This is a genomic window from Parasphingorhabdus sp., assembly GCF_039968395.1.
GTDB lineage: Bacteria > Pseudomonadota > Alphaproteobacteria > Sphingomonadales > Sphingomonadaceae > Parasphingorhabdus.
This window is the reverse complement of record NZ_JBDVPV010000002.1, coordinates 619,775-645,333: the sequence shown is the minus strand read 5'-3', so window position 1 is coordinate 645,333 and position 25,559 is coordinate 619,775. Positions and strand designations below refer to the sequence as shown.

Below are 25,559 nucleotides of genomic sequence, written 5' to 3'. Positions count from 1 at the left end.
TTCAAGAACAGAAACACATAGCAGTATCACTCGAACCAGCCAAACCGGATTATGCTTCGAGTTCCTCTGTCTCCGGAACCGGGTAGTGAGCAACGTAACGATCCAGCACTGCCGGATTGAGCATATTCTCGAAGGCGCAACCCAGGCCTTCATTATTGTGGTGCACAACGGAGGCCTCCAATGCACCCAGTCCCGGTAACGTCAGCCAGCACCGGGTTCCCCGATGAATTTGCAACAAGGCATCACAAGCAAAACCCGCCAGTGAAATGTTAAAAACATTCACCGAAAAACTGGTTGAGCCTGTAAACCGCATCCTGGAAGGTATCAGCACATCATGCCGTGGTGCGCAGCGATCCTCTTCGGCTGCGTAGACATAGGGGATTGTCGTGGGGGTAAATATTCCCTTTCTCGTCAGTAAGTCTGTCATAGTTTGTTCTCCGTAATGATAGCGACCCGTAGCCGCTTGCTGGGTACGAAAAGGGGAAAAGTGGCTAGGAGACCTTACTTTCCAATTGGCCCTGACCCACCAGCAGCGGCTGGATTGGTTTGCACGCGACCGAGTAAACCGCGCCTTTCGTCAGGCGGTAAACAGGAATTTGCCGTTTTTTAACCATGATGGACATTGCGCTCGTTTCCACGCAGATTTTGACCCGAAACCCGCCGCCAGCACAGAATCCTGCTTGCCCTTGTCCGCGCTTGCGGTTAAGGCGCGCGGATTGATCGGGCAGCGAGATGCGCCGCTGGATCGTGCAGGAGTGTAGCTCAGTTGGTAGAGCATCGGTCTCCAAAACCGAGGGCCCACGGTTCGAGTCCGTGCACTCCTGCCATTTTTTCTTCCCAAAATGGCGGACCAGAACATGACCCAGTTTATATCCGCGATTTCATTGATTGTGCCGGATTATGACCAGGCTATTAGCTTCTACGTTGGCCTGCTGGGTTTTGATCTTGTGGAAGACACGGAGATTTCTGAAGACAAACGCTGGGTATTGGTCGCTCCACCGGGCAGCACCGAAACGCGGTTACTCCTCGCGAAAGCCAGCAACGAGGCGCAGGAAGAAGTCATTGGTGAACAAGCTGGAAACAGGGTGTTTCTATTTCTCGAAACTTATGATTTTGATACAGATTTCGCGCTCATGGAACGGGCCGGTATCGACATTGTCGAAGAGCCTCGAATGGAACCTTATGGTCAGGTCGCCGTTTTCCGGGATCCGTTCGGCAATAAATGGGATCTGATCGAACGGCATTGAGTCGTTTTGAACGCAAAACAGGTAGCTCTGCAATGCCGTAACGTCATCGCGCGACATTGCTTCAGTCTCGGAATTCTGCCATATTACGACAATGGCAGAACAAAAAAACAAACGGGCAAAAGCCTTTTTGGAACCGTTTCTTGGCGGGCGATCGTTCGACGCATGCTGGGACGAATATGAAACCAACGGCTACGTGATTTTCCCCGGTATCATGCCGGCGGAACAAATCCGTCAGCAAAGATCGGCGCTGGATCCTTTTATTGACGCTGATATCCGCGGACGCAATGTGTTTGAAGGTGTGGAATCCAACCGCATCTATGCCATGCTCGGCAAACACCCGGTATTTGCCGATCTGATCACCCATCCGCTGCAATTGGCGTTTGCTGAACGGGAACTCGGCAAATCCTGCCTGCTGTCGGCCTGTCTGGCGATCAATCTCCACCCAGGAGAAACAGTGCAGCCCTGGCACATGGATGACGACCATTGCCGCCAGCCCCTGCCGCGCAAGGCTCTGGGCGTGAGCACCTTCTGGGCAATTGATCCAATGACCGAAGATAACGGCGCGACCGAAGTCATTCCCGGCAGCCATAAATGGGGCAAGGTCAAACTTGATGGCGCCAACAGCCTGAACGACTTTTTTACAAAAGATGCCGGCGATTTGAATCACGATCCCGGTGCCCACCCCGAGGCAGTCAAAGCAATTATGCCGGCCGGTTCGCTGATGATTGCCAAGGGCAATTTATGGCATCGCGGTGGAGCAAACAGATCAGACCAGTCCCGGTTGATTGTGACACCTCAATATTGCCCCGGCTGGATGCGTCCGCTGGAAACCATGTTGCTTGCGGTCCCGCCAGAAAAAGCAACAAAACTGCCAAAGCGGGCGCAGGAATTGCTCGGTTATTCGATCCATGAGCCGTTCATGGGCTATGTCGATGGCGTACATCCAGACAAGAGCCTCGTCGCGAGCCAGCCATAGCCCGTCCTGCAAAAAGGGAATTTCGGAAAATGTCTGATCACCAACAGATACAAAATTTCTATGCCAGCTATTGTTTCGCCGTAGACAGGGGATCGGCGGATGACATCGCAGATCATCTCTGGGAAGACTGTCATGTCAATTTCGCGGGGAACATTCATGAAGGTGCAGACGAAGCGCGTATTGGCTTTGCCAAGTGGATATCCAAAATGCGGGACCCGGTCGAAGGGCTCAGGCACTGCCTTTACACACCGTTGATTGAAATAAGCGGAGATCGTGCAACCGCCGAAGCCTATTATGATGCGGATGGACATGCCGGGCGGAAAGCCAGGCCCATTCAGCTTCGCGGGCTCTACCGAAGCACATTGGAAAGACGGGACGGCAAATGGCGTTTCATAAAGCATGAAGTGCAAATCTGGCGATCCATCCGCGATCATGGCGAAAGTGACGAAAAAGTTAGCCGATCCTGACATGCTGGCGATCAGTTAAAATCAGCACTCTGCCCTTGCGAATCTGCGAATCTGCAGTTAAAGGGCTGGTGCTTTCCTAAATCATGCATATATCCGAACCGGTTCAGCAACCGACACCCGGAGTTTATGCCGGACAGATGGAAACAGGAATTTTTTGGAAACAGAGCATGGCAAAAGTCAATCCCGGTGAATTTGTACGGCAGGTCCGTACTGAAAGCAGCAAAGTAGTCTGGCCAACTTGGGCGGACACGGTACGCACTGCAATCATGGTATTGATCATGACCACAATTCTGGGTCTGTTTTTCCTGGCAATTGATTCGATGTTCAACGGGATTGTCGGCTGGCTGCTGTCACTCGCCTGAATATTTGAAATAAAGATTAGGGATTAGGTTTTACGCATGGCACGCTGGTATATCATACACGCTTATTCAGGCTTTGAGCACAAGGTCAAGGAAGCGATTGAAGCTGATGCCAAGCGTCTGGGCCTGACCCCGCTGGTTGAGGAAATTGAAGTTCCAACCGAGACCATTACGGAAGTTCGGCGCGGCAAAAAAGTACAATCTGAGCGGAAATTTTTCCCCGGCTATGTGTTAGCGAAACTGCAGATGACCGATGACGTCTATCACCTGGTGAAAGACCAGCCAAAGGTCACCGGTTTTCTTGGCACAACAAAACCACAAGCGATCAGCGAGGCCGAAGCGGCGCGTATCCTCAATACCAAGGAGGAAGCGGCAAACGCACCGAAACAGCGGATCACGGTCAACTACGAAATTGGCGACCAGATCAAGGTTCTGGATGGCCCGTTTGCAAGTTTCAACGGCATTGTCGAAGAGCTGGATTTCGAGAAAAACCGGGTCAAGGTTTCGGTATCGATCTTTGGCCGCGCTACGCCGGTCGAGCTGGACTTTGAACAGGTCGAAGTTGCGAAATAGGAGATTTGGTGGCTTGCCACCAAAATACACCCGGCGGCTTTCAGCCACCGGATCACCAATGCGGGAGGCAGGTTTTCGGACTTGTTGTTTGACCGCTTAATTTGATCCGCCATCGCGCTCGCTATGGTGGAGATAGAATGAAAGGACAGCCAAATGGCTAAGAAAATTGATGGTTATATCAATTTGCAAGTACCTGCCGGTATTGCAAATCCATCCCCGCCGATCGGACCCGCACTGGGTCAGCGCGGTGTGAACATCATGGAATTCTGTAAGGCATTTAACGCCGCTACGGACAAGATGGAAAAAGGCGCTCCGATCCCGACCAAGATTACAGTTTATGCGGATCGCAGCTTTACCTTTGTCACCAAGACACCTCCTGCCAGCTTTTTCATCAAGAAACTGACCAAGCTCAAAAAAGGCTCCAGTGAGCCCGGCAAGGAACCTGCAGGCACGATCAAAAAATCGCAGCTGAAAGAAATTGCTGAAGCAAAGATGGAAGATCTCAACGCCAATGACATTGATCAGGCAATGAAGATCATCGCTGGTAGCGCCCGTTCAATGGGTATCGAAGTGGTGGAGGGATAAGACATGGCTAAACTCACCAAACGCGCAAAAGCTGCGAATGAAGCGGTTGATCGTGAAAAGCTCTATGGCATTGATGATGCCATCAAGACGCTGAAAACTCTCGCCTCCAAGTCGAAGTTCGACGAGACCTTTGACATTGCCATCAACCTCGGTGTTGATCCGCGCCATGCTGACCAGATGGTTCGCGGCGTGATCAGCTTGCCTTCCGGTACCGGCAAAGACAGCCGTGTTGCGGTTTTCGCCAAGGATGCGAAAGCAGATGAAGCGAAAGAAGCTGGCGCCGATGTCGTCGGTGCAGAAGATCTGATGGAAACCATGCAAGGTGGTGACCTCAATTTCGATCGCGTGATCGCAACTCCGGACATGATGGGCGTTGTCGGTCGTCTCGGTAAAGTGCTTGGCCCCAAAGGCCTGATGCCAAACCCGAAACTCGGCACCGTCACCCCGAATGTCGCGCAAGCGGTCAAGGATGCCAAGGGCGGACAAATCGAATATCGCGTTGAAAAAGCGGGTATCATCCATAACGGTATTGGCAAAACCAGCTTCAAGGAAGCAGATATTCGCAAGAATTTCGATGCTTTGGTCGGTGCGGTTGTCAAAGCCAAGCCAACCGGCGCGAAAGGCAAATATGTCAAGAAAATCGGCTTGACCACGACCATGGGCCCTGGTTTGAAAATTGACCTGAACGAGATTGAAGGCGCATAAGCTGGAAACTCGAACAATGATACGTTAGAAAAAAGGCCGGGCGCAATCCCGGCCTTTTTTGTTGGAGAATATGATGAGCCATGAGGGATCCTGCTTGTGCGGCACCATAAAAATCGATGTAAGTGGCGATCTTGCAGAAGCGGACGCTTGCCATTGCAGCCAGTGTCGCAAGCAATCAGGCCATTATTGGGCATCAACCGATGTCGAGATGCCGAGGCTCACTATCACCGGCGAGGATAATATCACCTGGTATCAATCGTCAGAAATGGTCCGCCGAGGTTTCTGTAAAACTTGTGGCTCTTTCCTGTTCTGGGATCCGGTTCAGCAAGACAAATTAGCCATTGCCATGGGTGCATTTGACCAGCCAACCGGGACGAAGCTGTGGAGCCACATCTTCGTCAGAGATAAAGGCGACTACTATCAGATCGAAGAAGGGACATTACAAAAGGATCAGTAGCGCTCAAAGCACTGCGGTCAGTTTCAACAGGTTTTGGCCACCTGTGACCGCGCGCGGCCACCAACCTTGAAGTCCAGTGTAATCGTTCCGCAATTCGGGTCAGCATGATCCGCTAATCTTGCTTCAACTGGCGCTTGATGCGTCGCCCTTTCGACATCGATTCCCGCTGATCGGGTCAATTGCGGCGCATTGGCAACCATCCCCGGACTTGAGAATATGGGCGATACCAAAATTAGCCATATCGGAACCGTATAAGTCATCAGAACCTCCAAGAAACCGCGTGCCTGAAAGGCATAACGGCATATTCAACCAAAATTTTAGCTACAATTTGAAATTGTGAGCTGACCTTTCTGCGCAGACTTTCACGGTCCGCACACCCCAACAATCAGCAAGATACATGCCAACGCAGCCGATAATCGCTCACTCCCGAGACAAATGATCCACATCCTAAAAATTTTCATAAAGAATCCGTTTCCTGAAATGCTGGAGCGATTGCGTCAGTTCGATGCGGGTACACCCCGTGCGATCGGGCGCCGGGCGCACCAGTCATCTGGAACAAACAAGTGAATGGATTTGGGTAAGGTTGGCATGCAGACATTGCTAAAATATCTGAATGTTACATTGCTTTTTGCGGTGTTCCTGCCGGGGACAATCACCGCAGCAGAGGCCCAGACACTATCCACACATAGTTCGCTTGCAAGCTACAATTCCGCTTTGCCGGGAACTGGAATCACTTCAAACTTCGAAGATTTTTCATCGGTGGGCAGCAACTTCGGCATGTCGCAAACCAGCGGAGATACCTGGAATGGCTTTTCAGTCGTTGCATCCAGTGCGGGCTCGTTCGGCGCGTCTGGCTATTGTCCGCAGCTGAACGACCCATTTGGCTCCTTTCCAACACCTTGCCTGGACTATAATGCATTTGCACCAGCAGTTCCCGGGATTGTGGGTGCATTTTCGAACGCTGGTGCAGGCAATGCGCAAATGGTTTTTACTCCGTCCGGAAAGACTATCGGCTTTGCACTGGATTATGTCGATTGGAACGATGAAAACGGCACCACCAACGTCGAACGCTCGGCCATCCGTGTTTTCCTCAGCAATGGTGCTACGGTCGATGTCGCAGGTCCTGCCGTTTCGACCGACGCATCGCCTGGCTTTCTGGGCATGGTTGTCGACGCCAGTCTGATCGAAGCTGGCGTCTATATCTCAAGCGTCCTTTGGTACGGTCTGGAAGACGAGCTGGTTGGTATCTACAATGTTCGAACCACGCAGGGCATTCCCGTCATATCCGTCGAAAAGAACTCGACAGCCTGGGACCCCGCAGGCATCGGCAAATTCTCGATCCCCGGGAATGAAATATATTACACGATCTCGATAGAAAATAATGGTAATGATTCAACAGATTCCAATTCCCTGTTCATTGTCGATAACCTTCCAAGCGACGTAGAATTTTGGAACGGTGATATCGATGATGGCGGGAACGAAACATTTGCGGACGTAGCCCCTGTTGGCTTTCAACAAATCGCTGGCAGTGGGATCGCATTCAATCCCGCAACGAATTTGCGTTACAGCACCAGCACTTCGGCTCCTTCCGATTTTGATGATTGTGTATCCATACCTCTGGACAGCAGTTTCCGGTCAGACATCCGCTACATCTGCATCAATCCGAGCGGTGTGCTCGATCATGGATCGACCAGTCCCCAGATCGACTTTGTCTTTCGGGTCAGGATCAAATAGCCGAACCGACACCTACAACGCTTGACATCTGTCGCTCTTGCGCTAATGCGCTTGCACAAATTGTGACTCCCCAAAAGGAATCGCAATTTCCGTCCGAGACAGCCGGTGAGAGGAATATGCCTCTCTTAATTTCCAGCCTAGACGGGGATCAGTTTTTTCGTGAGGAAACTCACGGGTTGGCGACCAGCGATTTTTTCGCGGCGAAACAACCAAAACCCCCCTTCGGATTATACAGGATTGGTTTCGATCAATCCTTTCGCTCGTCATCCTGAACTTGTTTCAGGAGGTCGATAATAGAGAATTGGGCGTCGGTTTCGGCCAGCGCCCACGTGAAGGAGCAAAATATGGATCGTGGTCAAAAGGCCGATGCTGTTGCTGCTCTGAACGCAACCTTCAAAGAGGCCGGCGTTGTTGTGGTAACACGCAATCTGGGTCTCACCGTTTCTCAGTCAACTGAGCTTCGGACGAAGATGCGTGCAGAAGGCGCCAGCTTCAAAGTCTCAAAAAACCGCCTCGCCTTGCGCGCTCTTGAAGGCACCGACTATGCACCGATCAGCGACATGCTGAAGGGGCCGGTCGCACTCGCTACATCGGATGACCCGGTGGCGGCTGCAAAAATCGCAGTCGAATTTGCAAAATCCAATGATCTTCTCGAGATCGTTGGTGGCGCAATGGGCGACACCCTTCTGGACGAAGCTGGCGTGAAATCTCTGGCCTCCATGCCATCTCTTGACGAACTGCGCGGAACGATTGTTGGATTGCTTGTTGCACCACAAACGAAAATCGCACGGGTGGTCAAGGAACCAGCTGGAGCCCTTGCACGTGTAGTCGGCGCTTACGCCGCTGCGGGTGAATAATTTAACTTAACTCAAATCTGATTAGAAAATTTGGAGCGTAAATAACATGGCTGATATAGCAAAACTAGTTGAAGAACTCTCAAAATTGACCGTGATGGAAGCGGCTGAACTGTCCAAGGCTCTTGAAGAAGAGTGGGGCGTATCTGCTGCAGCTGCTGTTGCAGTTGCCGGACCTGCTGCTGCAGGCGGCGGAGAAGCTGCTGAAGAGAAAGACGAATTTGACGTCATTCTTACCGGCGACGGCGGCAAGAAAATCCAGGTGATCAAAGAAGTTCGTGCCATCACACAGCTTGGTCTTACCGACGCGAAAGCTCTCGTTGAAGGTGCACCTAAAGCGATCAAAGAAGGCGTTAACAAAGCCGAAGCTGAAGAGATCAAAACCAAGATCGAAGCTGCTGGCGGTACCGTCGAACTCAAGTAAGCCATTCGGTTTACCCAAAGTAACAGCAAAAGGGCGGTTTCCGATCCGGAAGCCGCCCTTTTTCATGCCGTTTCTTATGTAATTTGGCGATAAAAAGGGGGCGACCTCCATGTGGAGACCGCCCCAATCACTACCCGATCACCGTCAGATCAGGGTAGCTTAATCACAAGACGCAAACCAATATTGTCGATGCCGGGATTCTGGCCTCTGTCGAACAGCCCTGCGTGGCTGACATGAACCCAGCTGGCTTCCAGATCGACACGTTCCGACAAACGCACACCAACCGACAATTCCGGTTCAAACAACACGCGCGAACCAAGCTGGGTCTGCCATCCATCGTCTGCAATCCGGAAAGAAGGGCCATCGTGGATTGCCAGCCCAATTCCGGGCCGAATGTAGATCTTGTCACCAAATTTCCAGCTGACCCCTGCCGCCAGCATGCTTGTGTCACCCTTGCTGTTGATCGATGCGAACACATAAGGTGACGGCGATCCGATAAAGGACAGTGCCTCAATCCCGTCTCCGCGATAACCGATCTGGAAATCGGTTCCGCCTTCACCTGTTCCCATGGACAAGGGGGTGTCGACGGCATGGGCAGCGACGCCCGCGTAGATCTCGTCTGCTAGAGCTGGCTGAGCAAAAAGGAATGATATTATAAAGGCGACAGAAAAGGTGACGGATTTCTTCATTATGACGGTACTCCTGTGACACGTGATTGATGCCCGTGTCTTTGTTATGCGCCGATTATATTGCCCTGCATCCCGCACAGAAAGCGGGTTACAGCTCCAGTCTCTTTTTGGGTCACGGTGATTGACAATTCTTAACGGCTCCGCAACTAGAGATCGGCGCATTGCAGGAGATCCAAAATGAGTAAAATTGGCCGAATAGCAGTAGTTACAGGGGTGAAGGAAGAAGCCGATGCTCTGCTGCCAGACCGTGTCGCCGAGCGTCACGACAGCCCCCTCGGGCCGGTTCGAAAAGTTGACCATTGTGGTAAACAAATCGCCATTTTATGTTCCGGTATCGGTAAAGTGCACGCCGCCGCCGCAGCCATGTACATGTATCAACATTGTCAGCCAGACCTTTTTCTCGTCATCGGCACTGCCGGACAGGTTAGCGCCATTGAAGGCGATTGTTTCTATCTGCACCAGTCGCTGCAGGCTGATTACGGTACCCTGAACAATTCCACCGGAAATGCTGGATTTACGCACTATAATGCGGGTGCCTGGCCGATCGGTCCTGCCGACTGGTCTCCCTTCGCGGCACTTGCGATCCCGCCCGCACTGGATTTGCCGCTGGCCCGCATTGCCACCGCCGATTGCTTCGTGAAATGCCCGGAACGATCGGGCTATCTGCGGGATGAGTTGAACGCGGACCTTGTGGATATGGAAACTGCAGCCGTCGCTCAAGTCGCCCATTTGCTCGATCTTCCCTGGGCAGCCATCAAGGCCACCACCGACAAGGCCGATGGCGACAGTTCTGGAGACTTTCACAAAAATTTGACACGTTCAGCAACACGCGCTGCGAACGCTGCGGCGCAGTTCATCCAGCTTTTATGATCGGGCAGAACTCCTGACTCGCGCATGGCCGATAGTGGCAAGTCTGCACTTGGACATTTAAGCCCTCAACCGCTCGACCGTTCTATAGTTTACAACTGTAGAAAAAAGGTGGTGCCCAGTGGGCGAAAAGTTAACATATCGTCGATTCCTGGCGGCACAGGCAAAGATCTGGAATTTCAAGGTCGATGCCAGCCTTGAATCCCATGATTCTGTTATCCGGGAACAACTGAAGTCCTTTGCCCTAATATCACGGATCGGCGCACTGATCCTCATCCCGTTCCTCATTTACATGATCGACAAATTGTTTCGTTATGCGGATCCCATATTTGTCGCGGGCAGCCTTTTCTTTGTCGCTGTGATGACTTTTCTGAGCATCCGCACCTACTTGCGTCACGAAATGGCTGATCCTGCGCCGGCAGAGTTTGAAGGCGCGATCAGAACCATCAAACTGGAATCAATCATCGCCGCCATCGGCAACTGTTCTATACTGGCTTTGCCTTTGGCATTTGGTCAAATACCCAATGAATTTGATGTCGCGATTATCTCTGCTGCCAATCTCATTCTCGGCGGCTTTATATATGGCAGCATCCCAAAAGCTCAGACATATTATCTTGTCATTAGCACGACGAGTTTCGCCAGCGCCTATCTCTTCCTGCTGGGCTTGCCCGCTAGCGGTGGGGTCGGCATGCTGATTCTCCTCGGACTTGGAACGAGTTACATTTACCGGTTGTTCTTTTTTAACTTTGCGCAACGCCACATTCATGCGGCCAAGGAGCGCAGCAATGCAGCAACCGTTAAACTGCTGCTCCATGATTATGCCGAACAAAGTTCGGACTGGCTTTGGGAAATCGATGCCGATCAACTGATTATCGATCCTTCTGCTCGATTTGCGTCAGCAGCAGCGGTCGAGATCAGCGATTTGCGCGGAATGAAACTGATTGACCTTTTTGATGACAGCACGGAACGAAATTTCCTCATCCAGTCGCTGGATTCCGGCAATACGTTTCGCGATGTGGCGGTTCCTATCACCATTCGCGGAAAACAGTTTTGGTGGAAGCTGTCCGGTCGTCGCATGAAAACACCTGATGGGTTAAGCGGGCATATTCGCGGTGTGGCGGCAGATATCACCAGTGCAAAAATGGCCGAAGACCGCGTTGCGCATCTGGCTCATTTTGACAGCCTCACCGATCTACCCAACAGGGTATTGTTCAATCAATCCTTGCAGAGATCGATCGCGCGACTCCAAAAAGACCAGAAACTTGCGGTACTCTATGTGGATCTCGACAATTTCAAGACAGTCAATGATACCCTGGGCCACGGCGCTGGCGATTTGATGCTGAAAGCGGTTGCCAATCGACTGGAAAATGCGATTGGCGTCGAGGATGTGGTAGCACGCCTCGGAGGCGATGAATTCGCGGTCTCCCTGAGAAACATTCAATCCGGGGCAGAGGCCAAGCGGAATGCAAGCCGGATCATTCAGCAACTGTCCAAGCCGATCATGATCGAAGGGCAGCCGGTGCGATCCGGTGCGAGTATCGGCATTGCGCTGTGCCCTGGCGCAGCATCAAATGCCGATGACCTATTAAAATATTCCGATATTGCGCTCTATCACGCCAAAGCGAATGGCCGCGGTTGTGTCTCACTATTCGAAGAATCCATGGGCACGGCATTTCAGGATCGCCGGAATATCGAACTGGACCTTCGATCGGCTCTGCAAAACAATGAACTCGAGCTATATTATCAACCGCTGGTCAACGTCGAAACCGGCGATACAATAGGCTATGAGGCACTCTTGCGGTGGCATCATCCGGAAAAAGGCATGATCATGCCGAACATTTTTATTCCTGTCGCTGAAGAAACCGGATTGATCGTCCAGCTCGGCGAATGGGTGCTGCGATCGGCACTTCAGGAACTTAGGAATTGGCCAGAGCATCTCAGTGTGGCCGTCAATCTGTCGCCTTCCCAAATGCGCAGCCCGAACCTGATGCCAACGATTATAAACGCACTGGCGGCCACCGGCGTTACTCCCAACCGACTGGAGCTTGAAATAACTGAGTCCGTCCTGATGAGCGACAGCCAGCATAATGTGGATATTCTCCACAAAATCCGGGAACTGGGTGTCCGGATCGCTCTGGATGATTTTGGAACCGGTTACAGTTCACTCAACTATCTAAGAAGTTTCCCTTTCGACAAGATCAAGATCGATCGGTGTTTTGTCGAGGATGTCGATAGTCGCGAAGATTGTCGCGCGATTATCCGCGCTGTTACCAGTCTCGCCTCCAGCCTGGGCATGGTTACAACCGCCGAAGGTGTGGAGCGCGATGGTCAGCTGGATCAACTGAGAGAGGATGGCTGTGTCCAGGTTCAAGGATATCTTTTCAGCAAAGCCGTGCCTGCGGGCGATATCGTCGGTCGGTCGGATCATGGCCTGAAAAACGCATCAGCAGTTGTGAAAGAATTGAAAGAACTCCCTGTACAGGAGCAGCAATCGCTGTCTGCTGACGATCTCAAAAAAAATGCGGGCTGACCATTTGCTAACAATGCTGTCAGTAGTTTTGCATATACGCACGTAATTCGTTATGCATACGCATGGTGTTTTTGCTCAAAAATATTCTCTATCTCATGCCGTTATTATTTGGAATCGGGTTTGTCGGGCCCGTGTTCACCGCGCTCATCCAGTTAACCGGGTGGTCTCCGCCATGGGGATTGTCCCCACTCCTTTTTGGATTTGGTCTGGGCGGAGCATGGGGCCTTTACGCCCAGTGGCGGGGAAGCTGGATCGCCTGGAGGGTGCGATGACGGGCAGTCAGCAGAACATGTCTCCGGAGGGCCGGACACAGCAGTTACGAAAACAGGAACTGGCCATTGCTCGCAAATACGCCCAGCGGCTTCCTTGGGAAGCAGTCATTTGGGGAATCGGAAATCTACTCGTCTGGCTGTCCCTCTGGCCGCTGGTTTTCATGGGATTTGTCCCGCTATGGCTTGGGTTTGTTATCGCAACGTTCAATGTGATGCTTTGCTATTTGCCTTCTCATGAAGCGCAACATGATATTATTGGCCGCAGAGGCACAAAGTGGCGCTGGCTGAACGAGTTGGTAGGCCATGTTTCAACCATTCCGCTGGCCCTGCCCTACCGCGCAGCCAAACTGACACACATCCAGCACCACTTGCATGCCAACGACCCCCACAAAGACCCCGATCACAGCTCTCTGGCACCGGGGCCGTGGCAGGCAATTGTGAAATCGATGCATAATCGGCAGCCGGGTGCCAAAGGCGGCTTCAACAAATATGCTGTGATCCTGCAGGAAATCGAGCGACCGGATGTACTGATCGATGGAGCAATCTATCAGATCGCTCATTTCGGCATTTTATTTGGTCTGGCGCTGTCAGGATATGTCTGGGAAGCCGTTCTCCTTTGGTGGCTGCCGCGCCAGATTGGTCTGACCTATATCCAGTTTTTCCTCAGTTGGGCGCCCCATCATCCAGGCGATGGTCAGGGAAGATACAAAGATACGCGCGCGTTCAAAAGCAGCTGGGGCAATGTCGGCTCGATGGGCATGCAATATCACATCATCCATCACCTTCACCCCTATATTCCGCTGACCGACACGCCAGCGGCCTACCGCGAGATGCGGGACATTTTGGAGCAACGTGGATGCCGACTGGAAGGGATATGACGGACAAGATCAGAGGTAGTTGCCTGTGTGGCGGCGTTTCATTTGCCATTGCAGGGCCTCCCGGACCAATTGGACAATGTCATTGTTCAAAGTGCAGGAAAGTTTCCGGCACCAATGGAAACTCCGTTTTCCATGCATCCCGTGAAAATTTTGAATGGACCAATGGCCAGGATCTGATCGCCGCGTATCACGTGCCCGACAGCAATGGCTGGCACTCGACCTTCTGCAAGACATGCGGCAGCCCTCTTCCGCTGGACGGACAAAAGAGCAATTTATTCTTTGTACCGGCCGGCTTGCTTGATGATGATCCCGGTCACCGCAATTTTGCTGCTCATATCTTCGTGGATTCAAAAGCACCCTGGGTCGCCATCACCGACGACGCCCCGCAGTTTTCGGAAGGATTTGGTTCGGAAAGGCGAGATCGATCGTCTTCTGAATGAAGATCAATTCGGCAACTACAACGCGAACCGGGGCGTGTTACGCCAGGGAGACTTAGACCTGCCCCGTGGGCCGGATCATCAATTCCCCGACGCAAACAGACGGCGGCTGCCCCAGTACGTAAGCAACGCTGTCGGCGAGATTTTCCGGTTCCAGAAATTCGAAATCGAACACGCCGCCCATCATTTCCAGCACTGACTGATCCTTGATACTGCTGCCCAGCTCGGTCTTCACCCCGCCCGGGAAAATCGTCGTGACCCGCACTCCATGGGCGGTCATTTCCTTGCGCAATGTGTGACTCAACGACCGCACGCCCGCCTTGGTGGCGGAATAGACTGCACTGGAGGGGAAAGTCTCGAGCGCCGCAATGGAGGAAATGATTATGATATGGCCATCCTTGCGCTCGATCATCTGGGGCAGAACGGCATTGATCCCGTATAATACGCCGCGCAAATTGACATCAATCATCCGGTCCCAGTCTTCGACATCACCTTTTTCGATAAGCGAAACCGGCATGATTCCGGCATTGCTGACGAGGGCATCAACCTGTCCAAATCTTTCCGTTGTGGCCGCCGCCAGCGCTTCTTGATCCTTGCGGCTGCTGACATCCGTGGCGTGAAAGGCCGAGTTTTCTCCCAGCTCCTCAACAATCGCTTCGAGCCGGTCGGTACGCCGCGCGGCCAGCATGACATTATATCCATCAGCCACCAGTTTGCGAGCCGTCGCCTCACCGATACCGCTTGATGCTCCCGTCACTATTGCCGTTCTCATGTCCGTCTCCTGCTGGCCAATCCTGTCGCAATGTCGGTCACGGTACGCCGCCGGGCAAGCCGCGTTTTTGTTAGGCAGAGATCAAGCCGAGACCTAGGACATAGTCGAGATAGATTACCGCATCCCGGACATCGAAAATAAAGGAAAAGAGAATAACCACCGTAATCAGCGCAGACCAAAGGGCATAAAAAGACCGCTCCGTCAAAAATGGCCGGTTCTTCAGCAGCAGGTACAGTCCGGGCGACCAGAAGATCAGATGTACCAGCGCGACCAGCCCCGACAGTTTCACGATACCGAGTGCGGGAATGCCCAATCGGCTGAGCAATATTGCTGTGATGAAGCCGCCCACTACCCAGCGCGCCTCAACCCGCTTCCAGACAAACAATAGCCCAACTGCGAAGCTGGCGAGCATGACCATCAACCAGGTCTGGACCCATTGCGGGGAGTTGGCGATACCTTCATCATTCCAAAGTTGCAGCGCCTGATTGCCGGGTTCATAGGCTCCCGCATTGGTGGCAGTAAGCAGCCCCGATACAAGCACCGCTGACACCAGAAATCGTTTCATTGCGGCATCTAACATCGATCTGAGTTCCCTTTTTTCAGTACATCAGGCACTGGGGGAGCCCTTGTCAATCCTCGCCGCTAACTGGAGGGTACCCAGTTGCCATGAAATCCAGGAGGGATGCGGTGAGGGACATGAATCACGGCCTGCGGCTCGCCCAGGAAATCATCGGCGTTGAGTATGGTCAATTCCGTCGTTTCGTTTTCGGCATCAATAACCAGTCCGATCAACCAACCTTCATCCTCACCTGAATCATCACTGCGGGGAACGAAGACAAATTCGCCGGGGTGACGCTCTTCACCGAAATCGCGTGATAACGTTTTTCCCGACTGCAGATCATGTTTAAGCAACTCCGTACCGGCGATATCAAAATCACCCTGTTCGCCGCCCAGCGAAATCGTATAGGCATAGCGATAAGGCTGGCTGGTCAGCCGTTCATCATAACGCGGAAACTCCTGCGGGCGGTCGGACAGTATCTTGCGATCGATTTTTTTGGTGACCGGATCGATGGTCCAGCGCTCAAACCGCGACCATTGTCCGCCGGGTCCAAAAGCGGTCTCGGCATAAGTGCTTTCGTGCACGACCACATCGACCACCGTTTTGCCGTCATCTGTCTCAAAGGCATTTGCGGGGTGATAAACATAACAAGGCTCGTCAAGTTCGCACCAGATGATATCAGCATCGGTTCCGGTCTTTGGAAGCAGTCCGACGCGCGCGCCATGATCTGGATTCCAGTCATAGGGAAAGGCATAACCCGCCAGCATTCGCTTCATCGAGAAAGTAGCAGGCAAGTCAAAAACCAGCACATTATTCTCGGTGATCTGACAATCGTGAATAGAGGGACCATCCTTCACCGCAATTGGTTCTTCCCGCGTCACTTTGCCTTCAGGGCCTACGACCACATGCCAGACCGTGTTGGCGACGGGTGCATCATATACAATCGCATGCGCTTCACCTGTTTTGGGGTCAAAATGAGGATGCGCGGAAAAACCGTTGGTCAGCGTACCGTCGAACGGATTATGGGCGACAGTCTCCAGATCATCGGTTAGCTCAACAGGAAAACCTCCTGCTTCGACAATTGCAAACGTCTTGCCGCCAATTTCGACGATATTGGTGTTGGCCGTGTCTGCGCGCGGATTGCGTGTGCCTGGTTTACGCTCTTCACCAAGCGCATCGCTGACAGCGTTCGAGCGTATCCAGCGATTGCGATACCAAACGGCTTCGCCTCCTTGCACGCGGATACCATGCGCCATACCTTCGCCAGTAAACCAGTGATAACTTGCTTCATCGGGAGGCGTCACGGGATTGGGACCAATCCGCATGTAACGGCCATCCAGTTCTGCCGGGATAGTTCCCGTCACCTGCATGGCCGAAATTGTTTCTTCTTCCTTCATCGGCACGTGCACGCCTTGCAGATAAGGATGACCGCCTTCCGGTGCCTTCAACCGTCTGCGATTAAAATTGGCCACCGCGCCCATGACGGGTGTGACAGCGGAACGGATAGTTTTTTCGATTACGGAAGCCATAAGATTTGTTCCTTCATTTAAATTCTATATCAGCCAGCGTCGCCGCGGCCATTGTCAATAATATCAAGCCGCCAGGGTGCGGCCGTCGGAGAGCTGCGAGATTACCGATGCCTGACAGAGCAAAAATGATCATCGCGGTCAGCGGCAAGAGATCGCTTCCGCCCTGCATGCGATTTATCAGCACGGCGATCGCAAGCCCGGACCAGGCGATTGACGGGATATGAAAGACCGCCCGAATAATATCGCGTGACGACCGATTGGCCAGAACACCACTTGTCGGTTCCCGATACAGCGGACCCAGCAACACGCGTTCGCCCAGCACACTATGCGCAATGCCAACGACTATACCAAGTATCGCAGTAAGAGATGCATATATTAGCATGCCAATATTCCTTCCCGGGTTTCACTTGGCAAAATGATTCGCAATGTTTATAGTGTTAACATGAAGCAATATGATAACAGTGTCAACATAAGAATGCTGACTGCGGAGGATGCGGCCTGATGAACGCGATGAAGCCTTCCTATCACCACGGAGATCTGCATTCTGCAGCCATCGCCGCGGGCATGGAGAAGATTGAAAAGCAGGAACATCCAGACCTCGGCTTGCGCGCGCTGGCTCGAGAGCTTGGAGTTTCAGCAACGGCACTATACCGGCATTTTCCGAACAAGGACGCGCTTCTGGATGCGCTTGCAATGGAAGGCCTGAACCGACTTGGCGTACATCAGGCCAGCGCAGCGCAGGCCGTGGGTGGTGGTATCGAGGGTTTCGCCGAAATTGGAATTACTTACGTCAGCTGGGCTGTCAGCCACCCAGCGTTGTTGCGCCTAATCTATGACCGCGTTGGCAAAGTTGATCTTGAAGCGGACACGCGAACGGATATGGGAGAAGCCTTCTATCAATTGCGCGCGGGTATCACGGCCATGATGCCGGATGACATGTCGATCGAAACACGTACCGCAGCAACGCTCCATGTCTGGTCGCTGGTTCACGGGCTGGCTATGCTGATCCTCGACGGTCAGGTCGACTATGATGCCGATATGGTTCGCAAGGTCGTGTCGATGACAAACTTCGGATTGAGATAGCCGGCCTGGAATCTATAGGATGCGCACGCCTTTTATGATGAGGTAAAATGCTGCCGAAAACAGCGCAATCATGTTGGATATCATAAATGCCATGGTAACATAATTGTGTCCCAGTGCCGGGATGAAGTCGCGTCCCACAATCATGGTTGCCACAAACAGAAATGCGAAAACGCCCCAACCGGCAATAAGTTTCGGAATCAATCCGGACCGCAAGAACAGATAGAAGAACCCGGCATTGGAAACGCTCGACAGCACCAGACTCAGGTGAAAAGATGTGTATTCTGAGGTAGCCTGCAAGCCGGCAAGCAACAATCTCTGCTTTTCGACGGCCATTTCAGAATAGGCCAGATCGCCAGCGATTTCTGCTGCATTCAAATTGAAAACTGCACTCATTAGAACAAGCATTGCTGCCCCGAGACTGACGATCAGACTCCATCCGGCCAGCAACGGTCCCGAAGCGCGCAGAAGAAGGTACAGGCCAATACCAACCACGACCGACAATCCAAAGGTCAGCAACGTAATATAGGCTTTTGCGCGCAATTGCGTTTCGGCTTCCAGTATATTCTGTGCCGTTGCCACGACATCGGCGGAAAGATTTATATCAATGCCCTCGCCAACCGTTAGCGCGGAAATCATGCCAACAAATATCGCGGCCAGCAATGATCCGCCAACAATGCGTGCAATAAACTTGGGTTCGAGAGGGTTTGAGACATTCTGATCAATCATGGTCAATCCTTAAACTCCAGCAAATCACCCGGCTGACATTTCAGTTCCCGACAGATCGCCTCCAGTGTCGAAAATCGCATGGCCTTGGCTTTGCCGGTTTTCAGGATCGACAGGTTGGCGATTGTAATGTCGACCCTCTCTGCCAACTCGGTCAAAGTCATCCGGTTATCGTGCAGCAGATCATCCAGTTTCACGAAAATCGCCATTAGATAGTCCCTTTCAGATCATCGCGCATATCGGTGCCAAGGCGAAAGACGCGCGCAAAAACAAACAGGACCATGACCATCAGCAAACCAGTAAGGTCCCAGAAAATATCAACCTGTGATGTGGATCCCTTGAACGCCGTTTCGACAATCAACCCGAAGGCCGCAGTGGGAATATATGCAAGTTGAATGGCGAGCAAAAGCAACGCCATATGCCGGAGCCGGTCCGAATTTCTGGCGATGAACGGATCTCCGCCGGCTATTGTGTCGACGATATTGGCAAGAGAGCGAAAGAACATCCACCAAAGAGCCAGAACGACAGACACAAATAACAACAACGCCACCACTGAGCCGACAGGATAGTGCGATTCCGCCATACCAAAATGCTGGTGGACGGCCTGAAGTATTCTATCGCTGTAGATGATCGCCAAAGGAACCGCGACGAGTGTAAGAGCCGCGGCCGAAGCGAACAGATGCTGTCCAGACCTGGCGATGATAACACCGGTTTTCAGGAAAGGATCGCACAGCGTTTTTGTCACTAGACCGTCCCCTCCAGCTCGTCCTGCATGTCTGCACCGCGATCAAATACGCGGGCGAGAATGATCAGCAACAGCACCAGCAAGATACCGGTAATGGAAATGCCGCCGTCGATGGTCAGGCTGAAATCCCGATCCGGTTTGACTTCGCCTAGCGTGGTGAGAATTGTCGTCGCAAATATGCTGCCAAAGAACGTGATGATTTGCATCAGGAATACGGCAATTCCCATTCCGCGCAGTCTGGTACCGTTGATCCGCGTAAAGGGATTGCCCTCACCCACCGAGTCGACGATCCTCCGAAGCCGGTTGATCGAAAACAGGATCAGCAGCAGCATTACAAGGCCAAAGACCATCATGCCGGCAATCATCCACACGATTTCCGGTCCCGGCGGCGCAACAAACACATCCGCCATCTCGTTCGTCACCTCGTCAGTGAAGGCCAATATGGTCGGCACGGCAATTGTCAGGACGCCCGCGCCGAGCACCAATAGCCACTTGGTGAATATCAATATTCCGCGCGTCGATTTGAGAACAATGTCATTGGCTGGCTTGGTGTGAGTCATGGGTTTTCCGTTTCTGATTCGTCGTTGCTTATCGTTTATCAATAACACTATATCGAAAAACATCAACAGTTTTATTGTTTTTCAATAAATATTGCTATAAGCGCTTTTGCACAACGAGAGGAAACCCATGCCAATAATCACATTTATTCACGTCGCCATGGGTGCAATTGCGATCCTCGCAGGTGCAGCTGCCCTGCTTGCGGCCAAGGGCACGCGCCCACACCGATTGGCCGGCAATATGTTTCTCGGATCGATGCTCATCATGGCGGTGGCGGGCATATATATCGCCATGGTTCTTCCGATGGCGATCTCGGTCATGGGCGGCGTTGTCACTATATATCTGGTCACCACATCCTGGTTGGCGGCAAAACGCGCAGATGGCAAAGTAGATTTGCTCGACTACCTGATGCTGGCCATCATATTGAGCGTTGTGGCCGGCGGAATCGCGACCGGCCTCGAAGCGCAAAACAGCCCGACCGGATTGAAGGACGGACTCCCGGCGATGCCCCATTTTTTCTTCGCTGGTCTGGCCGCATTACTGGCAATAGGCGATCTCGTCATGCTGGCGCGCAAGGGAATTTCAGGAAAACGGCGCATTGCACGTCATTTGTGGCGGATGTGCTTTGCCTATTTTATCGCCGTTGGTTCGCTTTTCACCGGGCCCGGCGCAACCGCCTTTCCCAAAGCCATTCGCGACAGCGGATTTTTGAGTATACCCGAGCCACTGATCCTTCTCATCATGCTGTTCTGGATAGTTCGTGTTTTGGCGACGAAATGGTACCGTGACAAACCACCCACCGGGACAAAACATCCCCACCCCGGCTCTTGACCCAAATCCAACATCTCCCTATATGCAGGCCTCACCACAGGTTTCGAGACAAGGCATGCAGTTGCGCAGCATGTCATACGAATGGGATCTGACCGGTTTTCAGGACGCTAAAAAGCTGCGGTTTCCGCCCCAGATAACGGGTGGCGGAGACATGCGGCTTTTGTTGTTCTGGAGCGCCCCACGAAATTGTTTTTCCACAGGCCAAGTGCTTCAAAAGACGCACAAGTCCGGTGATGGCGAGAAGGCACATTACATATGGCGACTACAGCAGCTTCCGTTAAAACGACAGCTCCCACCCCCACCCGCAAGAAACGTATTCGCAAGATCTTCGGTGATATTCATGAAGTAATCGAAATGCCGAACCTGATCGAGGTTCAGCGCGAATCATATGAGCAGTTCCTGCGATCCGACAAGGATACGGGTTATGTTTCCGGTCTGGAAAAAACGCTGCGCAGCGTTTTCCCGATCCGTGATTTTGCTGGCACCGCCGAAATGGACTTCGTCAACTACGAACTCGAAGATCCCAAATATAATGTTGAAGAATGTCGTCAGCGGGGCATCACCTATGCTGCGCCAATGAAAGTGACATTGCGCCTGATCGTGTTTGAAGTCGATCCGGAAACCGAAGCACGCTCCGTCCTCGATATTAAAGAGCAAGACGTCTATATGGGCGACATGCCTTTGATGACCAAGAACGGGACGTTCGTCATCAACGGAACAGAGCGCGTTATTGTCAGCCAGATGCACCGTTCACCCGGCGTATTGTTTGACCACGATCGTGGCAAGACCCACTCATCCGGTAAATTCCTGTTCGCTGCGCGCGTTATTCCATATCGCGGTTCGTGGCTCGACTTTGAATTTGACGCCAAGGACATTGTGAACGTTCGTATCGACCGTAAACGCAAATTGCCGGTAACCGCTTTGCTGCGCTCGCTGGGTGATGCGACGATCGAAGTCAAAGAAAAGAAACCCAACTTTAAAGTCGGCGAGATGGTTCGCGTTTCCGGTATGAAACAGCCTGCCGAAATTATCGAAATGGATGGCAACCGGATCACGATCAAGGAGCCCATGGGCGCGATCGAAATTCAAGGCAAGATTGAAGATGAAGGCCGCACCAAGAGTGCCGAAATCACTGGCATCCTGAAACAGGGCTATTCCGAGGAAGATATTCTCAACCAGTTTTATGGCCGCATTGTCTACAAGCGCGCCAAAGATGGCTGGACTATTCCTTTCGTTGCAGAACAGTGGCGCGGTCAGAAACCGACATTTGATATTGTCGATGCCGACAGTGGAGAAGTCATATTTGCTTCAGGCGCAAAAATTACGCCCCGCGGTGCCAACAAGGCTGAGAAAGATGGCATGAAAAATGTCGTTATTCCAACTGAAGAAATCTTCGGTCGCTACAGCGCGTTCGATCTGATCAACGAAAAAACTGGCGAGATTTATATCGAAGCTGGTGATGAGGTAACCGCAGAAAATCTCGAGAAGCTTGATGCAGCCGGTATCGACCAACTCGAATTGCTGGACATTGATCACGTCACGACAGGCCCATGGATCCGCAACACACTGAAAGTAGACAAGGCCGACACGCGCGACGATGCGCTGTCCGACATCTACCGTGTCATGCGCCCGGGCGAGCCGCCAACCCGGGAAACCGCAGAAGCGCTGTTCGAAGGCCTGTTCTTCGATCCGGAACGCTACGACCTTTCCGCCGTTGGCCGCGTCAAACTGAACATGCGCCTCGATCTCGATGCACCGGACGACTATACGGTTTTGCGCAAGGAAGACATTCTGGCAGTGGTCAAGACTCTGGTCGACCTCAAGGATGGCAAGGGCGAGATTGACGATATCGATAACCTCGGCAATCGCCGTGTCCGTTCGGTGGGCGAATTGCTGGAAAACCAATATCGCGTTGGTCTGCTCCGCATGGAACGCGCCGTGAAGGAACGGATGAGCTCGGTTGACGTATCGACAGTCATGCCGAACGATCTGATTAACGCAAAACCGGCAGTTGCTACGGTTCGTGAATTTTTCGGATCATCACAGCTCTCTCAATTTATGGATCAGACCAACCCGCTTTCGGAAGTCACCCATAAACGCCGTGTGTCTGCACTTGGGCCCGGTGGCCTGACCCGCGAACGCGCTGGCTTTGAAGTCCGCGATGTTCATCCTACCCACTATGGCCGGATTTGCCCGATTGAAACACCTGAAGGCCCGAATATTGGCCTGATCAATTCACTCGCATCGTTTAGCCGAGTGAACAAATATGGCTTTATCGAAACGCCTTATCGTCAGATCAAGGACGGCAAGGTCACCAATGATGTGGTCTATCTCTCCGCCATGGAAGAGCAGAAGCATACCGTGGCGCAGGCCAATGCTGAACTCAACAAGGACGGAAGTTTTGTTGAAGAACTGGTCTCTTCTCGTGAAGCAGGCGAATTTCTGATTGCTCATCGCGATCAGATCACACTGATGGACGTTTCGCCGAAACAGCTGGTGTCCGTCGCTGCCTCACTTATTCCTTTCCTGGAAAACGATGACGCCAACCGCGCATTGATGGGATCGAACATGCAACGCCAGGCGGTGCCTTTGGTGAAAGCCGAAGCGCCGTTCGTTGGAACCGGCATGGAAGAGACCGTAGCGCGCGATTCAGGCGCAGCTATCGCGGCACGCCGCGGCGGTATTGTCGACCAGGTGGATGCAACACGTATTGTTATTCGTGCGCAGGGTGACGTCGAAGCAGGCAAGTCCGGCGTCGACATTTACACGCTGCAGAAATTCCAGCGTTCCAACCAGAACACCTGCATCAACCAGCGTCCGCTGGTAAAGGTTGGCGACATAATCCAGACCGGTGATACTATTGCAGACGGTCCTTCGACCGACATGGGCGAACTGGCATTGGGCAAAAACAGTCTCGTCGCCTTCATGCCCTGGAATGGTTACAACTATGAGGATAGTATCCTCATTTCCGAGCGTATCGTGAAAGACGATGTTTTCACTTCGATTCATATCGAAGAATTTGAAGTCATGGCGCGTGACACGAAGCTTGGACCTGAAGACATTACCCGCGATATCCCGAATGTTGGCGAGGAAGCCCTGCGCAACCTCGATGAAGCCGGCATCGTGTATATCGGTGCAGAAATCGAACCCGGCGATATTCTTGTCGGCAAGATCACACCGAAGGGTGAATCGCCAATGACACCGGAGGAAAAGCTTCTTCGTGCGATATTTGGCGAAAAAGCTTCCGATGTTCGTGACACGTCTCTGCGTTTGCCGCCGGGCGTTGCGGGTACGGTTGTTGAAGTTCGTGTGTTTAACCGCCACGGCATCGACAAAGACGAGCGTGCACTGGCCATCGAACGCGAAGAAATCTCGCGCTTCACGAAGGACAGAGATGACGAACGTGCCATCCTGAACCGGGCTACTTTTAACGCGCTTAAAGACATGTTGATTGGTCAGACGGCAACTTCTGCTCCGAAGCCTATGAAAAAGGGCGCGAAGATCGACAAAGAAAGTCTGTCCGAACTGGACAATGCGGACTGGTGGAAGATCGCGGTCAAGGACGACAAGGTCCAGGCTGATTTCGAAGCAACCCGCGGGCAATATGACGAGGCGATCAAGGAGATCAACGAGCGTTTCGAAGATCGTCGCGAGAAACTGGAGCGTGGTGATGAGCTTGCTCCTGGTGTCCTGAAGATGGTCAAAGTATTCGTCGCGGTGAAGCGCAAGCTGCAACCCGGCGACAAAATGGCTGGCCGTCACGGAAACAAGGGGGTTATCTCCCGCATTCTTCCGCAGGAAGACATGCCGTTCCTTGATGACGGAACACCGGTCGATATCGTTCTGAACCCGCTGGGCGTGCCTTCGCGAATGAACGTAGGCCAGATCTTCGAGACCCACCTCGGTTGGGCCGCACGTGGTCTCGGCGAGCAGATTACGCATGCTCTCGAAGACTGGAAACACGCAAACCCGAATCCGGAGGCAGCGCCACCACCCGATGCGGTTAAAGAGCGGTTGAAGGTCATCTATGGCGAGCAATATCACGAAGATATTGATGCACGTGATACGGCTGAGATTGTCGAAATGGCCGGACATTTGCGCAATGGTGTTCCAATGGGCACGCCGGTGTTTGACGGCGCGCACGAAAGCGACGTCTCAGACATGCTGGAACTCGCCGGACTGGATCGCAGCGGACAGGTTGATCTTTATGATGGCCGGACCGGTGACAAGTTCGATCGCAAGGTAACAGTGGGCTATATCTATATGCTCAAACTGCACCATCTGGTTGACGACAAGATCCACGCACGTTCCATTGGACCTTATTCTCTCGTCACGCAGCAGCCACTGGGCGGTAAAGCTCAGTTCGGCGGACAGCGGTTTGGTGAAATGGAAGTCTGGGCGCTGCAAGCATATGGCGCGGCTTACACGCTACAGGAAATGCTGACGGTCAAGTCGGATGACGTGATCGGTCGGACCAAGGTCTACGAAGCCATCGTCAAAGGTGACGATACATTCGAAGCCGGCGTTCCGGAAAGCTTCAACGTTCTGGTCAAGGAAATGCGTTCGCTGGGTCTCAACGTCGAACTCTCCAGCTTCGGTGACGAAGATGAAGATGGCGATGATGAGGACGGCATTGCGATAGCGGCGGAGTGAGAAACTAAACCTCATTCCCGCTCCTAGCATTTAGATTTTTGGGCACAGGCCC

At 52.6% G+C, this 25,559-nt stretch carries 30 protein-coding genes and 1 tRNA gene; 19 read left to right on the top strand and 12 right to left on the bottom strand.

All coding sequences use genetic code 11. The features are described from left to right. Positions 1-49: 49 nt before the first annotated feature. Entirely contained in the window at positions 50-427 is a 378-nt protein-coding gene (locus tag ABJI30_RS07330) for a PilZ domain-containing protein (protein WP_348016531.1), read from the bottom strand. Between the two features lie 150 nt (positions 428-577). Further along, positions 578-778 (bottom strand): hypothetical protein, encoded by a 201-nt coding sequence (locus ABJI30_RS07325; RefSeq protein ID WP_348016530.1) that lies wholly within the window; start codon positions 776-778, stop codon positions 578-580. Here ABJI30_RS07325 and ABJI30_RS07320 point away from each other — a divergent pair. From ABJI30_RS07320 to ABJI30_RS07280, 9 genes are all read left to right on the top strand, one after another. Further along, positions 752-827 (top strand) — tRNA-Trp (locus ABJI30_RS07320). The two genes, ABJI30_RS07325 and ABJI30_RS07320, sit on opposite strands and share 27 nt — an antisense overlap. A 30-nt stretch (positions 828-857) precedes the next feature. After that, on the top strand, positions 858-1,247 hold the full coding sequence (locus ABJI30_RS07315) for a VOC family protein (protein WP_348016529.1): 390 nt from the start codon (positions 858-860) through the stop codon (positions 1,245-1,247). 91 nt (positions 1,248-1,338) lie between these two features. Continuing rightward, positions 1,339-2,223 carry a phytanoyl-CoA dioxygenase family protein gene (locus tag ABJI30_RS07310; RefSeq protein WP_348016528.1) on the top strand — a complete coding sequence of 295 codons (885 nt, stop codon included), beginning with the start codon at positions 1,339-1,341 and terminating at the stop codon, positions 2,221-2,223. Positions 2,224-2,252: 29 nt separating this feature from the next. Further along, positions 2,253-2,690 (top strand): nuclear transport factor 2 family protein, encoded by a 438-nt coding sequence (locus ABJI30_RS07305; protein ID WP_348016527.1) that lies wholly within the window; start codon positions 2,253-2,255, stop codon positions 2,688-2,690. 167 nt (positions 2,691-2,857) lie between these two features. Continuing rightward, complete coding sequence (gene secE / locus ABJI30_RS07300; RefSeq protein ID WP_348016526.1) at positions 2,858-3,052, top strand: preprotein translocase subunit SecE; 195 nt, start codon at positions 2,858-2,860, stop codon at positions 3,050-3,052. A gap of 36 nt (positions 3,053-3,088) precedes the next feature. After that, positions 3,089-3,622, top strand: coding sequence for a transcription termination/antitermination protein NusG (nusG, locus tag ABJI30_RS07295; RefSeq protein ID WP_348016525.1), 534 nt, complete (start codon positions 3,089-3,091; stop codon positions 3,620-3,622). A 153-nt stretch (positions 3,623-3,775) separates the two neighbouring features. After that, positions 3,776-4,207 carry a 50S ribosomal protein L11 gene (gene rplK / locus ABJI30_RS07290; RefSeq protein WP_348016524.1) on the top strand — a complete coding sequence of 144 codons (432 nt, stop codon included), beginning with the start codon at positions 3,776-3,778 and terminating at the stop codon, positions 4,205-4,207. A 3-nt stretch (positions 4,208-4,210) separates the two neighbouring features. Beyond that, on the top strand, positions 4,211-4,912 hold the full coding sequence (gene rplA / locus ABJI30_RS07285) for a 50S ribosomal protein L1 (protein WP_348016523.1): 702 nt from the start codon (positions 4,211-4,213) through the stop codon (positions 4,910-4,912). 70 nt (positions 4,913-4,982) lie between these two features. After that, positions 4,983-5,369, top strand: a complete 387-nt coding sequence (locus ABJI30_RS07280; protein ID WP_348016671.1) for a GFA family protein — start codon at positions 4,983-4,985, stop codon at positions 5,367-5,369. Positions 5,370-5,392: 23 nt separating this feature from the next. Here the strand turns inward: ABJI30_RS07280 and ABJI30_RS07275 are convergent, their stop codons facing one another. Further along, complete coding sequence (locus tag ABJI30_RS07275) at positions 5,393-5,629, bottom strand: hypothetical protein (protein ID WP_348016522.1); 237 nt, start codon at positions 5,627-5,629, stop codon at positions 5,393-5,395. 307 nt (positions 5,630-5,936) lie between these two features. Here ABJI30_RS07275 and ABJI30_RS07270 point away from each other — a divergent pair, with 307 nt between their 5' ends. From ABJI30_RS07270 to rplL, 3 genes are all read left to right on the top strand, one after another. Further along, positions 5,937-7,103 (top strand): hypothetical protein, encoded by a 1,167-nt coding sequence (locus ABJI30_RS07270; protein ID WP_348016521.1) that lies wholly within the window; start codon positions 5,937-5,939, stop codon positions 7,101-7,103. A gap of 344 nt (positions 7,104-7,447) precedes the next feature. After that, complete coding sequence (gene rplJ, locus ABJI30_RS07265) at positions 7,448-7,960, top strand: 50S ribosomal protein L10 (RefSeq protein WP_348016520.1); 513 nt, start codon at positions 7,448-7,450, stop codon at positions 7,958-7,960. Positions 7,961-8,006: 46 nt separating this feature from the next. After that, positions 8,007-8,381 carry a 50S ribosomal protein L7/L12 gene (rplL, locus tag ABJI30_RS07260; protein WP_348016519.1) on the top strand — a complete coding sequence of 125 codons (375 nt, stop codon included), beginning with the start codon at positions 8,007-8,009 and terminating at the stop codon, positions 8,379-8,381. Positions 8,382-8,530: 149 nt separating this feature from the next. Here rplL and ABJI30_RS07255 read toward each other — a convergent pair whose 3' ends face one another. Further along, positions 8,531-9,070 (bottom strand): acyloxyacyl hydrolase, encoded by a 540-nt coding sequence (locus tag ABJI30_RS07255; RefSeq protein WP_348016518.1) that lies wholly within the window; start codon positions 9,068-9,070, stop codon positions 8,531-8,533. Between the two features lie 177 nt (positions 9,071-9,247). Here ABJI30_RS07255 and ABJI30_RS07250 point away from each other — a divergent pair, with 177 nt between their 5' ends. The 4 genes from ABJI30_RS07250 (at position 9,248) to ABJI30_RS07235 (ending at position 14,057) form a co-directional block, all read left to right on the top strand. Continuing rightward, entirely contained in the window at positions 9,248-9,940 is a 693-nt protein-coding gene (locus ABJI30_RS07250) for a purine phosphorylase (RefSeq protein ID WP_348016517.1), read from the top strand. Between the two features lie 118 nt (positions 9,941-10,058). Then, on the top strand, positions 10,059-12,467 hold the full coding sequence (locus tag ABJI30_RS07245; RefSeq protein WP_348016516.1) for an EAL domain-containing protein: 2,409 nt from the start codon (positions 10,059-10,061) through the stop codon (positions 12,465-12,467). A gap of 217 nt (positions 12,468-12,684) precedes the next feature. Continuing rightward, positions 12,685-13,617: a fatty acid desaturase gene (locus tag ABJI30_RS07240; RefSeq protein ID WP_348025420.1), complete on the top strand. Its 933-nt coding sequence runs from the start codon at positions 12,685-12,687 to the stop codon at positions 13,615-13,617. Next, the gene (locus ABJI30_RS07235) at positions 13,614-14,057 is read left to right on the top strand and encodes a GFA family protein (protein WP_348016513.1); all 444 of its coding nucleotides are present in this window, start codon (positions 13,614-13,616) and stop codon (positions 14,055-14,057) included. The genes ABJI30_RS07240 and ABJI30_RS07235 overlap by 4 nt, the downstream gene beginning before the upstream one ends. A gap of 52 nt (positions 14,058-14,109) precedes the next feature. On the opposite strand, the gene ABJI30_RS07230 is transcribed toward ABJI30_RS07235, so the two are convergent. The 4 genes from ABJI30_RS07230 to ABJI30_RS07215 all read right to left on the bottom strand — a co-directional run bounded on the left by ABJI30_RS07230 (position 14,110) and on the right by ABJI30_RS07215 (position 17,296). Next, on the bottom strand, positions 14,110-14,826 hold the full coding sequence (locus tag ABJI30_RS07230; protein WP_348016512.1) for an SDR family oxidoreductase: 717 nt from the start codon (positions 14,824-14,826) through the stop codon (positions 14,110-14,112). Between the two features lie 70 nt (positions 14,827-14,896). Then, positions 14,897-15,406, bottom strand: a complete 510-nt coding sequence (locus ABJI30_RS07225) for a hypothetical protein (RefSeq protein WP_348025419.1) — start codon at positions 15,404-15,406, stop codon at positions 14,897-14,899. Positions 15,407-15,468: 62 nt separating this feature from the next. After that, on the bottom strand, positions 15,469-16,914 hold the full coding sequence (locus ABJI30_RS07220) for a carotenoid oxygenase family protein (RefSeq protein ID WP_348016510.1): 1,446 nt from the start codon (positions 16,912-16,914) through the stop codon (positions 15,469-15,471). A 13-nt stretch (positions 16,915-16,927) separates the two neighbouring features. After that, positions 16,928-17,296, bottom strand: a complete 369-nt coding sequence (locus ABJI30_RS07215) for a hypothetical protein (RefSeq protein ID WP_348016509.1) — start codon at positions 17,294-17,296, stop codon at positions 16,928-16,930. Positions 17,297-17,415: 119 nt separating this feature from the next. Here ABJI30_RS07215 and ABJI30_RS07210 point away from each other — a divergent pair, with 119 nt between their 5' ends. After that, entirely contained in the window at positions 17,416-17,997 is a 582-nt protein-coding gene (locus ABJI30_RS07210) for a TetR/AcrR family transcriptional regulator (RefSeq protein ID WP_348016508.1), read from the top strand. 12 nt (positions 17,998-18,009) lie between these two features. On the opposite strand, the gene ABJI30_RS07205 is transcribed toward ABJI30_RS07210, so the two are convergent. The 4 genes from ABJI30_RS07205 to ABJI30_RS07190 are packed head-to-tail and all read right to left on the bottom strand — an operon-like array spanning position 18,010 to position 20,025. Then, entirely contained in the window at positions 18,010-18,723 is a 714-nt protein-coding gene (locus ABJI30_RS07205) for a DUF4386 domain-containing protein (protein ID WP_348016507.1), read from the bottom strand. A gap of 2 nt (positions 18,724-18,725) precedes the next feature. Further along, positions 18,726-18,929 carry a helix-turn-helix transcriptional regulator gene (locus tag ABJI30_RS07200; RefSeq protein ID WP_348016506.1) on the bottom strand — a complete coding sequence of 68 codons (204 nt, stop codon included), beginning with the start codon at positions 18,927-18,929 and terminating at the stop codon, positions 18,726-18,728. Further along, positions 18,929-19,465 carry a DUF2975 domain-containing protein gene (locus tag ABJI30_RS07195; RefSeq protein ID WP_348016505.1) on the bottom strand — a complete coding sequence of 179 codons (537 nt, stop codon included), beginning with the start codon at positions 19,463-19,465 and terminating at the stop codon, positions 18,929-18,931. The genes ABJI30_RS07200 and ABJI30_RS07195 overlap by 1 nt, the downstream gene beginning before the upstream one ends. Then, positions 19,465-20,025 (bottom strand): DUF2975 domain-containing protein, encoded by a 561-nt coding sequence (locus ABJI30_RS07190; RefSeq protein WP_348016504.1) that lies wholly within the window; start codon positions 20,023-20,025, stop codon positions 19,465-19,467. Before ABJI30_RS07190 ends, ABJI30_RS07195 begins: the two co-directional genes overlap by 1 nt. 127 nt (positions 20,026-20,152) lie before the next feature. Here ABJI30_RS07190 and ABJI30_RS07185 point away from each other — a divergent pair, with 127 nt between their 5' ends. Both ABJI30_RS07185 and rpoB read left to right on the top strand, forming a co-directional pair. Beyond that, on the top strand, positions 20,153-20,854 hold the full coding sequence (locus ABJI30_RS07185; protein ID WP_348016503.1) for a DUF2306 domain-containing protein: 702 nt from the start codon (positions 20,153-20,155) through the stop codon (positions 20,852-20,854). A 255-nt stretch (positions 20,855-21,109) separates the two neighbouring features. After that, positions 21,110-25,507 carry a DNA-directed RNA polymerase subunit beta gene (gene rpoB / locus ABJI30_RS07180; RefSeq protein ID WP_348016502.1) on the top strand — a complete coding sequence of 1,466 codons (4,398 nt, stop codon included), beginning with the start codon at positions 21,110-21,112 and terminating at the stop codon, positions 25,505-25,507. Positions 25,508-25,559: the final 52 nt, after the last annotated feature.